The organism is Pasteurella skyensis, assembly GCF_013377295.1.
Lineage (GTDB): Bacteria > Pseudomonadota > Gammaproteobacteria > Enterobacterales > Pasteurellaceae > Phocoenobacter > Phocoenobacter skyensis.
Genome location: NZ_CP016180.1, coordinates 1,209,805 through 1,223,159 on the forward strand (window position 1 = coordinate 1,209,805; position 13,355 = coordinate 1,223,159).

At 33.9% G+C, this 13,355-nt stretch carries 13 protein-coding genes; all 13 read right to left on the bottom strand.

Annotated elements, in window-relative coordinates:
- Positions 1–1,166: 1,166 nt before the first annotated feature.
- The 13 genes from lapB to A6B44_RS05965 all read right to left on the bottom strand — a co-directional run bounded on the left by lapB (position 1,167) and on the right by A6B44_RS05965 (position 13,046).
- Positions 1,167–2,357, bottom strand: a complete 1,191-nt coding sequence (gene lapB, locus A6B44_RS05905; protein WP_090919631.1) for a lipopolysaccharide assembly protein LapB — start codon at positions 2,355–2,357, stop codon at positions 1,167–1,169.
- Positions 2,357–2,641 (bottom strand): LapA family protein, encoded by a 285-nt coding sequence (locus tag A6B44_RS05910; RefSeq protein ID WP_090919628.1) that lies wholly within the window; start codon positions 2,639–2,641, stop codon positions 2,357–2,359. Before A6B44_RS05910 ends, lapB begins: the two co-directional genes overlap by 1 nt.
- A 39-nt stretch (positions 2,642–2,680) precedes the next feature.
- Entirely contained in the window at positions 2,681–2,962 is a 282-nt protein-coding gene (locus A6B44_RS05915; protein WP_090919624.1) for an integration host factor subunit beta, read from the bottom strand.
- A 75-nt stretch (positions 2,963–3,037) separates the two neighbouring features.
- Positions 3,038–4,711 (bottom strand): 30S ribosomal protein S1, encoded by a 1,674-nt coding sequence (rpsA, locus tag A6B44_RS05920; protein ID WP_090919621.1) that lies wholly within the window; start codon positions 4,709–4,711, stop codon positions 3,038–3,040.
- A gap of 122 nt (positions 4,712–4,833) precedes the next feature.
- Positions 4,834–5,508 carry a (d)CMP kinase gene (gene cmk, locus A6B44_RS05925; RefSeq protein WP_090919619.1) on the bottom strand — a complete coding sequence of 225 codons (675 nt, stop codon included), beginning with the start codon at positions 5,506–5,508 and terminating at the stop codon, positions 4,834–4,836.
- A gap of 43 nt (positions 5,509–5,551) precedes the next feature.
- A complete protein-coding gene (gene degS / locus A6B44_RS05930) occupies positions 5,552–6,586 on the bottom strand; it encodes an outer membrane-stress sensor serine endopeptidase DegS (protein ID WP_090919616.1) in 1,035 nt (344 codons plus the stop codon).
- Between the two features lie 60 nt (positions 6,587–6,646).
- A complete protein-coding gene (gene mtgA / locus A6B44_RS05935; RefSeq protein WP_090919613.1) occupies positions 6,647–7,402 on the bottom strand; it encodes a monofunctional biosynthetic peptidoglycan transglycosylase in 756 nt (251 codons plus the stop codon).
- Positions 7,389–7,697 carry a trp operon repressor gene (trpR, locus tag A6B44_RS05940; protein WP_090919610.1) on the bottom strand — a complete coding sequence of 103 codons (309 nt, stop codon included), beginning with the start codon at positions 7,695–7,697 and terminating at the stop codon, positions 7,389–7,391. Before trpR ends, mtgA begins: the two co-directional genes overlap by 14 nt.
- 63 nt (positions 7,698–7,760) lie before the next feature.
- Positions 7,761–8,390, bottom strand: coding sequence for an outer membrane lipoprotein periplasmic chaperone LolA (lolA, locus tag A6B44_RS05945; protein ID WP_090919607.1), 630 nt, complete (start codon positions 8,388–8,390; stop codon positions 7,761–7,763).
- A gap of 71 nt (positions 8,391–8,461) precedes the next feature.
- On the bottom strand, positions 8,462–9,490 hold the full coding sequence (locus A6B44_RS05950) for an oligopeptide/dipeptide ABC transporter ATP-binding protein (RefSeq protein WP_090919604.1): 1,029 nt from the start codon (positions 9,488–9,490) through the stop codon (positions 8,462–8,464).
- Between the two features lie 17 nt (positions 9,491–9,507).
- Positions 9,508–10,395, bottom strand: coding sequence for an ABC transporter permease subunit (locus A6B44_RS05955; RefSeq protein WP_090919601.1), 888 nt, complete (start codon positions 10,393–10,395; stop codon positions 9,508–9,510).
- Entirely contained in the window at positions 10,385–11,347 is a 963-nt protein-coding gene (locus tag A6B44_RS05960; protein ID WP_090919597.1) for an ABC transporter permease, read from the bottom strand. The genes A6B44_RS05955 and A6B44_RS05960 overlap by 11 nt, the downstream gene beginning before the upstream one ends.
- Before the next feature lie 13 nt (positions 11,348–11,360).
- Complete coding sequence (locus tag A6B44_RS05965) at positions 11,361–13,046, bottom strand: ABC transporter substrate-binding protein (protein ID WP_090919594.1); 1,686 nt, start codon at positions 13,044–13,046, stop codon at positions 11,361–11,363.
- Between the last annotated feature and the right edge of the window lie 309 nt (positions 13,047–13,355).

A 13,355-nucleotide genomic window follows, 5' to 3' on the forward strand; every position in this document is an offset into this window, starting at 1 on the left:
CTTCCCTTCGACAGGTTCAGGGAGCCGAAGCGAGGAATATCGATCACGGAACTAACCAAACACCGATCACTGAGCTTGTCGAAGTGTTAGGTGTTTGGACACGGGATTTGTTCTGTGGGCGTTCTCTTATACTTCGACAGGCTCAGTAACCGAGAACGGGAACGTAACATATCACATCTATAAATTATTGATCTAATTTGTAAATTTTTATTGAAATGTGACCGCTATGATTATGTCTTATAATGTTTTGTGGAGGTTTTTATATCGAGCAGCGGGAGGATATACGCAAACAAGTTTGCTAATCCTCCCCTACGGTCGATTTTTTAACTTTTTGATTTATAAATGGTTTGTAGCAAAGGATTTAATGAGCGAAGCGAATGAACTATCCTCCCGTAAGCTAAATTAAAATCACAAAACTAACCAAACACCGGTCACTGAGCCTGTCGAAGTGTTAGGTGTTTGGGCACTGAATTTGTTCTGTGAGCGTTCTCTTATACTTCGACAGGCTCAGTAACCGAGAACGGAGACGTAGTATGATTATTGATTTAATTGGTAAATTTTTATTGAAATGTGACCGCTATGATTATTCATAACAAAAAGAAAGCATCTTGACTTAGTTTGGCTCAGATGCTACAAGATAAAATTAATATAGAATAACCCTACAATACAATTATGGTAGATTTTTGTGAGTAAAAAAGACAGAATCAAAACAACGTTAGACTTTCTAAAAAGTTTGTTATTTGCTTTTTTAATGGCGTTGTTTGGCGTAATAAGTTATACATTTATCCATATAGAATCGTTAAGTAAGCTAAAAATCAGCCTTTTAGCATTCTCTTATCGTACTTGTCATTACAGCTTACCTTTGTGGTAAAGAGTATTATTACTTATCTCAATAAGTTAGAAGAGGAGAATTAATATGTTTAATTATATTGTTTTTGTTATTATGTTGATAATGGTAACCAGTGCTATTATATGGACAATTAAGCAATTAAGTAAATAAAACAAAAATCCATAACCGCTTATTAAAATATAGGCGATTTTTTATATTAAATAGCTAGTAAGAATGAGTATCTCGATCACTAAACTCGATCTTTCTAACCCTTTGACTTATAAATATTTTATAGAAAAGGGATGAATGATATAAACGAATAGTCAGAAAATTTGTGTTAATTATTGATCATATTTTCTAAACTTTGAACAGGTTTTATGGTTTCCCAATTGCGACAAGAGGGGCAAAACCAATTTAATCTGATACCTTGATACCCGCAGTTTATACAGTGGTATTTGAAGCGTTGTGTGATGGTTTCACCCACCATTTTATGTAGTAACATTAGGCTTTTTTTACCTGTTCCTTCCACTTCGTTAATTTGATACTCAATAAAGCGTTGGAAGGTGATCATATCAGGGTGTTTACTTATTTGTTGATATAATTTAGATTTTGCTGCTAACTCTCCATCTTTGCTTTCTATCAACTCTGCAAGGGCAATATCAATGGCACTATTATGCTTAATTTGGTTTGCTTTGATAAGAAAAAACTCAAAATCGTCTAATGTATTTAACTGAATATAGCAATGTTTGATTTTATCTATGACTTCGCTGATATAATCAGGATCTTGCGTGAGTACTTGTTGAAAATGATTAAGTGCTTTGTCGTACTGTTGATTTGATGAATAGTAATCACCTAGCAAAATAGATGCTCTTACGCAATTTGGGTTAATTTCTAATGCTTTATTTAATAGGGTTAGAAAATTTTTATTCTGCTGTTGAAGTACGTTGCTGTATTCACAATAATAGTGCGAAAGAGAGATTCGCTCTGTTGTTGGGTGTACTTTTATGAGTTTTTCCGCCACATTAATTGCATTTTTCCATTCTTGTGTGCGTTGATAAATATTCATTAATTGTGTTAACGAATTGAGTGCAAATTCAGGCTCATCAAGTAGTTCTATATAATAGTTCTCTGCTCGATCATAAAAACCCACTTTCATAAAGTCTTTAGCAAGCTGTTGTTTTACAAGTAATTTTTGCTCGATAGTATAATTGGGATTTTCATCTAATTTGCGGTGGATCATTAAGGCGCGATCCACTTCACCTCGAGAACGGAATAAGTTTCCAAGGGTAAGTTCTGCTTCAAATTGAGAACCAGCACCGATCTGTTCCTCATTTTGGTTTTGAACCATTGATAAGAACAGATCCACTGCTTTTTCTTGCTGATTGGATAAAAGAAAATTTAGTCCCGTCATATAATCACGGGAAAATTTATTATTTTGACTGTCTTGTGCTTTTCTTACACTTCGTTGTCCCATATACCAACCGTATAATGCTGCGATTGGTAGCAATAGGAACAATAACTCTAGCATTACTCAACCTTTGGTAGAGTTAACTGATCAATTTGTTTCGCTTGACGTTTTACTCGATGGTTTAAAGCAATATTTTTTAATCTTAATTTAAGGTAGAAGAAACCTGTGATTAACCAACCTAAAATTAACCCAAATCCAAATAACGCTGCAACTAATGTTGATAAACGTAATTCATTTTGTGCAACTACATAGTTAAATGTAATTATTTCGTCGTTATTTGCCCCAATAGTAATGGCAACTAATATAATTGCTAAAATAACCACTATTCCAATGATATATTTCATTTGTTTCTCCTAACTCAACTGGATATTATTTAAACTTAATTAGCGGTAATCCACTCGTTCCTTAAGCTCTTTACCTGCTTTAAAATGCGGTACATATTTTGCACTCAATTTTACACTGTCTCCCGTTTTAGGGTTTCTGCCTATTCTTGGTTGACGATAGTGTAATGAAAAACTACCAAAGCCTCTGACTTCAATACGTTGTTTTTGTTCTAAAGAGTGACTCATTTGTTCTAAAAGTAACTTCACACTCTGTTCAACTGATTTCAGTTGTAAATGAGGTAATTTATAACTTAATGTTTCAATAAGTTCTGATTTAGTCATTGTTTTTCTCCTTTGCGAAAGATGAACGGATACGCATACTCACGTATCCGTTATAAGTAATAAATGAATTAATTATTATTCACTTTTCGCTGCTGCAAAAGCTTCAGCAAATGCATTAGGAACTTCAACAGTTTCTTGTTTTTTGTTCACTTTTGCTAATGCTGCTGATTCTTCAGCTTCATCTTTAGCACGTACAGAAAGATTAATTACACGTGCTTTACGATCAACACCTGTGAATTTCGCTTCAAGCTCATCACCAACACTAATTACTGTTGCGATGTTTTCTACACGTTCACTTGTTGCTTCTCCAGCACGAATATAAGCTTCAACACCACCAGCTAGTTCAACTTTAACACCTTTAGCATCAACTTCTGTCACTGTTCCTTTAACAATCGCACCGCGTTTGTTTGAATCAAGGAAACTTGTAAACGGATCTGATTCTAACTGTTTGATACCTAGTGAAATACGCTCTTTGATTGCATCAACTTGTAATACAACAGCTTCAACTTCATCGCCTTTTTTGTAGTTGCGAACAGCTTCTTCACCTGATACATTCCAAGAAATATCAGATAAATGAACTAATCCGTCAATTCCACCTTCAAGACCGATAAAGATACCGAAATCTGTGATAGATTTGATTTTACCTGAAACTTTGTCATTTTTAGCATGAGTTTCAGCAAAATGATCCCAAGGATTAGCTTTACATTGTTTTAATCCTAATGAGATACGACGACGCTCTTCATCAACTTCAAGTACCATTACTTCAACAGTATCACCAACGTTTACCACTTTAGATGGGTGGATGTTTTTGTTTGTCCAGTCCATTTCTGAAACGTGAACTAAACCTTCAACACCGTCTAAAATTTCAACGAAACAGCCGTAGTCAGTTAAGTTAGTTACTTTACCTGTTAATTTGCTGTTTACTGGATGATTTTCAGCGATAGCAACCCAAGGATCTTGACCTAATTGTTTTAAGCCTAAAGATACACGAGTGCGCTCTTTGTCAAATTTTAATACTTTAACAGAAACTTCATCACCAACGTTTACTACTTCACTTGGATGTTTAACACGTTTCCATGCCATATCTGTGATGTGTAATAAACCGTCAACGCCACCTAAATCAACGAATGCACCGTAGTCAGTTAAGTTTTTAACTGTACCTTTAACTTCAGCACCTTCTTCTAAGCTTGCTAATACCGCTTCACGGTCAGCACTGCTTACAGATTCGATAACTGCACGACGAGAAACAACAACGTTGTTACGTTTTTGATCAAGTTTGATTACTTTTAATTCTAATTCTTGACCTTCAAGGTTAATGTCACGTACTGGACGAACATCAACTAATGAACCTGGTAAGAATGCACGAACACCGTCTAGCTCAACAGTGAAACCACCTTTAACTTTACCGTTAACTAAACCTGTTACAGATTCCTGTGCTTCAAATGCTTTTTCTAATGCGATCCACGCTTCATTGCGTTTTGCATCACCACGAGAAACGATGGTTTCACCGTTACCGTCTTCAACAGCTTTAAGCACTACATCAACTTCATCACCGACTTGAACTTCTAATTCGCCTTGAGCGTTAGTAAATTCTTCAGCAGGTACTGCAGATTCTGATTTTAAACCAGCGTCTACTAAAACAAAGCCTTTTTGGATTGCAACAACAGTTCCTTTAACAACATCACCTAATTTAGGTTCTGTTCCAGCTTGTAGTGATTCTTCAAATAATTGAGCGAAAGATTGAGTCATAATAAAATCTTCTTAAATAAAAACATCCACTCTACTTCCTGCAAAATGGGGTTGACAATAAAAGTTTAACAATCCATTGCTAAACAAAATTTATGTATTTATTTTATAAATAAACAAATACACTACATTCTAACCGTTTTTTCAATATAAGCCAATGCTTGTTTGATGACTTCTTCAATTGAGAGATGTGTTGAATCAATTACTAATGCATCAGAAGCTGCAACAAGTGGCGCTACTGCTCTATTTCTATCTCTATCATCTCGTTCTTGTATTTCTGCTAAAATTTTATCAAAATCAGCATTAAATCCTTTACTTTTCAACTGGTTAGCACGTCTTTTTGCACGTTCTTCAGCACTCGCATCTAAAAACAATTTAATTTGTGCATTAGGGAAAACCACTGTTCCCATATCTCGTCCATCCGCAATTAATCCTTTTTCCGTACTAAAATCACGTTGTCGCTGTAATAATGCTTTTCTTACCTTTGGAAAAGCAGCTACTTTTGAGGCATTTTGACCTGCCTCTGCAGTACGTATTTGATCACCAACATTTTCACCATTTAAAATAACAACCACTTCGTTATTTTGTGGAATAAATTGGATATCTAAACGCTCTCCTAATTGTGCTAATTGTTCTTCATTTGCTAAAGAAATATTTTCTTTTACTGCAGCCAATGCCAAAATACGGTATACGGCTCCTGAATCTAACAAATCAAAATTAAATTTTTTGGCTAAGGCATTGCATAAAGTCCCTTTTCCTACGCCACTTGGCCCATCAACTGTTATTATTATTTTTTTCATTCTTGATCCTAATTTTTGTAAATTTTTACGATGATCTTACCGCTTATTGTAAATGAGGAAACTCACCAATGGTGACGTGCAACATTTTTTCTTTACCTTGTCTTAATACCAACACCTCTACTTGGGTATCTGGTCTCATTTCTGCAATGGCCTCCATCATTTGACGAGGTGATTCCGCTTCCACATTACCAATTCGCAAGATTAAATCATTTGGCTTCACACCACCTCTTTCTGCTGGCCCATCTTTGGTTACGGAAGTGACCACAACGCCTCGTTCTCCAACGCCCAGTTGTTTAGCTGAATAAAATAATTCTGTTCCTACACCAAAATAACCTCGAATCACACGTCCATCTTGAATAATTTTTGCCATCACTTTATTTGCTAAAGTGATAGGAATGGCAAAGCTAAGTCCTTCTGCAATGTCTTCACTACTTCTTCCCAAACTTAGGGTGTTAATGCCAATCAACTCCCCTGCGGTGTTAATTAAAGCACCACCAGAATTTCCTTTATTAATTGAGGCATCAATTTGAATAAAGTTTTGGCGTCCTCTTTCAGACAGTGCATTTCGTTCAATGGCACTAATAATGCCTTGTGTTATGCTTTGTCCTAAATTGAAAGGGTTTCCTATGGCTAAAACAACATCGCCCACTCTCACTGGTCTTTGGCTATTTTGTGGAATAAAGGGAAGGTTTTTAGCTTGAATTTTGAGTACCGCAAGATCGGTTAAAATATCTGAACCCACTAATGTTGCACTAAATATTCGTCCGTTTTGTAGTGCGACAATGATTTGATCTGCATTTTGAATAACGTGTCGATTGGTTAAAATATATCCTGACGACGTCATTATGACACCTGAACCTAAGTTACTGACCTTTAATCCATTCTTTTCAGATGCTATATCAAAAGATTGATTATATACATTAACAATGGCAGGAGAAGCAACTTTGACGGCATCGTGATAACTGATGATTTTGCTCTTTGGAGGTGTAAATTGATGATTTACATAAGGGGCAACAAAAAGGATTAAAATAGCACAAAAAAGACCAAACCCTATTGCTTGTGATATTTTTTTTATCATTTCAATTATCCTCTCAATTATTGTTGCTCTATTATATCACTAATATACGGTATTACACACTTATTTTAATTGTTCTAAATAGGCTTTAGCACCTAAATTATTAATTTGATTTATAATCCATTGTTGCTTTTTCCGCATTATAAATTTAGGTTTATTTACTTTAAATATTATAGGGTTAGGTAACGATGCCGCCAATAATGCCGCTTCTTTAATATTTAATTGACTGGCGTGTTTATTAAAAAAATGTTGTGATGCAGCTTCTACTCCAAAAATACCTTTTCCAAACTCTGCAATATTTAAGTACACTTCTAAAATGCGCTGTTTGCTCCAAATCATTTCAACAGCAAAAGTTAAAGGTAATTCAAGCCCTTTTCTTAACCACGATCGTTGTGACCATAAATACAAATTTTTCACCATTTGCTGTGAGATCGTTGATGCACCTCTAATTCTCTTTGAGTGACGATTTTGATTTAAAGCTTGCCCAATCGCATTAAAATCAAGACCTGAATGATCTTTAAATTTTTGATCCTCTGCAGCGATAACCGCAATTTGCATTTGCCAAGCGATCTTGTTGAGATTCACCCATTGATACTTAATGTGATATGTTTCATTTTTACATAAATAGGTTATTTTTTGTTGCACCATATAGGCAGAATAAGGGATCGGTAAAAAAGAAAAAATCAATATTAACGTAAGAAAAAAGACGCTAATTCGACTCAGTAAAAACCACAAGAATCCCTTGATTGAACGTACTTTATTCGGAAGGAAAAAACGCCATAAACGACAACATAACGCTTTTATTCTACACTTTCTCATTGAGTTGCTTATTTACCCATTCTAACATTTGTGGATCACTTGTTTTTAGCATATTTGATCCTCGAGTCACTGTGGCAATACTGGTATTTAAACTTTGCTGAATTTCTCTTTGAGACATTTCTTGCTCAAGTAACGCTTTTACAATTTGCACTCGCAAACCCAGTGAATGACACTCATCAACAGTTAGTAGCATTGACAACAATTCGTCTATTTTATCTTCAACAACCGCTTGTTTTAACAACGAAACAAATCTATGCCACTCTTTTGGATCTCTTTGATTGTAATGTACTTTCATTTTGTTTTACTCTATTTTTTAGAAAAATTTGCAAATTTTTGATCTCATCGTACCGCTTCATTACTATTGTTTAGTTCGCTGATCGTCCAATTCTGCACCTTTTGGTATCACAAAATTAAATAAATTAGGATCAATCTCTGCTGTTGAAATATTTCTTAATATATAAAGATTACTATGCCCATTTTTTTCAATAGTACTAAATCCTTTCAATAAACCGTGGCTATTAATTCTAATATCAAATTGTTGAATATTGCTATTTTGGGCTTTTGGTTTTAATACAAAAGTATCGCTATCTTGAGTTACATCATATTGATTCCAATAGTCTTTTTTATTACTTGTTAATAATACGAAAGGGGTATTATTAACAATATCATCTGTCCAATTAGCGGTTACTTGATAAACAAAAGGATCATAAAACCAAAGTGTTTCACCATCTGAAATAACGAGGCTTTCTTGTGGTTTTTTTTGCTCCATTCGAAATAAATTTGGTCGTTTAACTCTGAATATTCCTTCTCCTTCTTGAATAACTTTTCCTTTCATTGAACGGACAGTTTGAACAAAGTCTGTTTTATATTGTGAGACTAATCCCAAACGTTTTTGTAACTCAACTACAGCTTGTGAATTTGCAAATATGGCACTGCTAAAAAAAACAATGCTTACACAACCTAGTGTTTTAATTAATGATTTTTTCAAAATAATATTCTCTTTTATAGTTAATTTTCTGTGATTTTGGATTATATCAAACTGTAATAGTTCAATATAACTTAATAATTAAGCAAGATAGGATCTATTTCTGCACTCTTCAATTGCCCACTTTTTTGGTAATTTAAGGGATAATAACAAGCAAATTCTCGCTGTTTTACTTTGTACAATGGAGGCTTAACAATGCATTTCTTTTGTGCAAAATGGCAACGCTTACCTAAACGACAGCCTTTGTAAATATGGCTTAGTGTTGGGGTTGCACCTCTTAAGGTATTTAATTCTCCTTTAAAAGGCAGTGGAGAAGAAAAATCAGGCATACTATGTAGCAAAGCAGATGTATAAGGGTGGTAAGGATTTTGCATTATTTGCTCTTTACTCCCTATTTCAACATTTTGCCCACAATATAATATGTTAAATGAATCAACCCATTTATGTACTGCCCAAATATCGTTACTAGCAAGTAAAATCGATGTACCTAGATTTTTATTCATACTCGATAATAGTCGATAAATTTGTAATTCTGTTGTTGGTTCCATCATATTAGTTGGTTCATCTGCAACCAGTAATCTAGGTTTATTGGCGACTGCCATTGCAATAATTATCTTTTGAGCCTCGCCACTCGTTAAATCAACAGGATAACATTGCATTATGTCTTTATGATCTCTAATACCTACTCTATGCAGTAATTCAATTGCCTTTTTCTTTTTCCAACCAAACCAAGTCCACCATTTTCCACTAAAATGGATCCTGTCCATTAGTTGTCTTCCGATCGTTTTACTTGGATCTAAACTTTCTCGAGGGTTTTGTAGGATCATTGAAATATCATCTTTGATCAATTTTCTACGTTGATAAGGTGATAATTTAAGCAATTCAATATTATCAAATCGGAAACGATCCGCTTTCACAATCCAATTGTCTTTTTCCATTCCACAGATTACCCTTAGGATAATGCTTTTTCCTGAACCAGACTCTCCTACTAAACCACAAATTTCATTCTTATCAAGAGTAAGATTTATATTATCGATCATTCTTACTCTGCCATTAGATGTTTCAATATCAATGGTGAGATGACGAATATCTAATAATGCCATAAAATATATCCTATCTTTTAATAACGGTATGTTTCTAATATACGAATAATACTATTACTTAACATTCTTACCACTAAAATAGTACCCATAATCGTGATGCCCGGTATAAATACCGTCCAAGGTGCAATATACACTAATTCTACTGAATCTCTAATCATTGCCCCCCACTCAGGAGTTGGATACTGAGCACCCAATGAGATAAAACTTAATGCACTGATATCCAAAATAGCCAAAACAAAAATATGCGATAATTCTTTAACTGCAATAGGGGTTAAATTAGGTAAAACTACTGGTTTAATCAGATCCCAACGACTCGCACCTTCTAATCGTAATGTTATCACATATTCTTTTTTTAATTCTTTCTGTGTCGCAATATAAATTGTATGGATAAAATGAGGAAGCATTGCCAATAAAATAGCCAACATTGCATTAATTAAGCTGGCTTCTAATAAAATGGCAATAATAATAGCGATCAGTAATGTTGGTGTAACCAAAAATATATCAAATAAGTGATTAACTATCGCAAAACTAGAGTGTGTTTTTGTTCCTGCTAATACACCAATAATCCCCCCAATAACCGCTATAACAAGGGTAATAAGTAGGGCCGATCCTGCGGTATAGTAAAAACCATATAGCACGCGACTAAAAATATCACGACCAAGATCATCCGTTCCAAAAAAATGTTCAATTCGTCCGATTTCACTCCAAGATGGTGGCATTAGTTCTAAACCAACAAATTGTTGTTGTGCTGAATAAGGCGCGATAACAGAACCAAAGAGGATTAAGCCCAATAAAATGACAAAAGCATACACACTCACTAATGCCATCACATCTTTTCTTAAACTCTTCCAAAAATGGACAATATATGCTGACTCTCTAAACTCTTCTAAATTCTTATCTAACATACCAATCTTTCTTATTTGAAGGATCTAACAAGGTCGTCATACCACTTGCTAGAATATCTACCGTTAATATAAATATTCCAATTACTATAATACCCGCTGATATCGCATTATAATCTTGTATGGAAACCGCATTAATTAACCAGCGCCCAATGCCTCCCCAACTTACCACGTTTTCAATTAACATTGCAAAAGCAAAGATCAAAGTAACGTTGCGAGCAATAGAAGGAATAATCGGTGGTAATGTATTAAATACTATATGCATTCGCCAAATTTTAAACCCAGACCAACCTCGTGTTCTGGCTACTTTAACATAATTTTGTTTCATTACATATGTTGCTTGTTCTTGCGTTACTCTCATCACTTCTAGTGTGGCAGGTATCGTTAAAATTAACGTAGGTAAAGCTAAATGCTGAATTAAACTTTGTATCATTTTAAATTTATAAGGCGTATCAACTAAAAACATATCCAACAATTTAAAGTTTGTGACGATAGGGACCTCATAAATGAGGTTTAATTCTCCCACTGTAGCGATCCCCCATTGATTAATAGAAGCATAATAAAGCAACATAATCGCCAACCAAAATACAGGTAAAGCCAAACTTAATGAACCTAAAATCACTAAACATTTTCCAACAACATTATTCAAATTATACGCAGAAAGAAAACCTAACGGGATGCCTAAAATTAATGATAATAATGTCGCAGAAAAACATAAAGACAGTGTTGCAGGAAGAACCCTTAATATTTGATCTAATAGCGGTTCTCCTGAATTATAACTCACACCAAAATCACCCGCTAACAGAGCACTGAGATAACGAAAATAAGATTTTACACTTGGCTCATAAATTAATAAATTAAGTGGATCTTTTAATAAAATACTGTAACTCATTATTGAAAGAATAATGACGGTTACTATGATCCAAAATAACTTACGAATTAAAATAAATAACATAATTATATTTCCACTAATTTTCTGGCAAAATTAATTCCATTTGGGATAAATTAACGCTACCAAAAGGACTAATTTTTACATTTTTGACTTTATTACTCACCAATAACAGTCGACTTACATTCAGTAATGGCAAAATCGGTAATTCATTTCTCAATATTTCTTCTACTTTTTTGTACAGTTTTATTCGTTCATTATTATTTTCACTCATTCTTGCCTTGTTCAGTAGAAGATCAACATTTCTATTACACCAATTTGCTAGATTCGTTACTGAAAACTGAGATCGACAACCTAAAATGGCAGATAAAAAGTTATCTGGATCAAAATTATTAGCTAACCAACCCGTTAGGATTAAATCATAATCCGCCGTTCTTTTTTGTAACTGCTGAACTAAAAAGGCTCTATTTACCTGACGAACATCGATTTTAATTCCCACTCTCGCTAAATCATATTTTATTAACTCAGCCATTTTTAGTGGATGAGAATTATAAACGTGCTTCTCATCAACCACCCAAAGTTTTAATACTAAAGGATCAATATTTTCTTTACTCTCATACTGGGGATTGTATGGGTAATTATCTGGATCTTTAGTTGGAAACAATGCTGTTGGTAATATATTATCAGCCACTTCTGCTATTCCGTAGAATAACCGTTTTCCTAATCTATAACGATCAATTGAGCGAGCAATTTTTTGGCGCAATTCCCTATTTTTCATTGTAGGACGTTGAAAATTAAATGCCAAAAAAGAGAGATTTGCACCAGAAGTATTCACAAAATAACCTTTTGAAAGAACAGATAATTGACTAGGTTCTGGAAACGCAGAAATATCACACTCTTTATTTAAGAATTTTGCCATTTTTCCCGTGCCACTGGCTGAAAAATCAATAATGATATTGTCAATTTTTGCTTTTCTACCCCAATAATTGGCATTTTTGTGCAAACGAACATATTCATTATTTACATAACTTTGTAATTGATATACACCCGTCCCCACAGGAAGTTGGTCTAACTGCGCTAGATTGTCATCAGAACTTAGCTGTAACGCATATTCTTTAGATAAAATAACCGCATATTGACTCGCTAAATGAGCTAATAAAGATGAATCAGGTTCTGCTAAAGTAATTTTTACCACATATTTAGAGGGCGCTGAAATATTGGTAATTTTACTTTTTAAATTAATACTTTCAAAATAGGGAAAATGTGTTTTTCTCGCTTGTCTTTGAAAAATATAGTTATTGTAATGTTTACCATTGTGTCTCACTCGATCCAACTCTTTTAATTCAGGCAAATCATCTACATTTCCTCTTACTCGATTTAATGAAAATAACACATCATCCGCATTAAAATCTCGTGTTGGATTAAACCATTTAGTTGTGTGGAACTTAACCTTTTTTCTTAAATAAAATGTAATAACCAAACCATCATCACTTACGGTATAACTTTTTGCTAGGGAAGGTTTTAGGCTATTTGTTTCAGGATCAAACTCAATTAATTTATCATAAATTTGCTCTGTGACCACATTCATATTTGTACCAACGTCTGCTTTTTGAGGATCAAAAGAAAATCCCGAAGCACTTGTGCAATAAATCAAACTGCTTGCAAGTAATTCTTGAGGTACAAGAGGTGCTGAATAAGCGGTTAGATTCATACAAAAAATTGCAAAAAATAAAAATGATCTTACCGCTAGTTTTTTAATTATCATTATTTTTAGTTCCATAACAACGTTATTTATCTGCAACAGCCGTCTCTCACCATTCAAACCACTGTGCTAATTTTATCGTACTGAGGTATTTTACATAAAATTTTCGTAATAGCATACTCTCAAACGGATTCATTAGGCTGTTTAATATTTGCGTTACTTCTAAACCTTAAAAGTTTAGAAATTTTGTAATAAAACACTTAAATTTACCCAATAACCGTAACATTTTCTTAATAAATTTTATAATTGATACATTTAATGGTGGAATCATACTCTTAAAATGCTAAAATGAAAACTTACTTTACAGCTTTA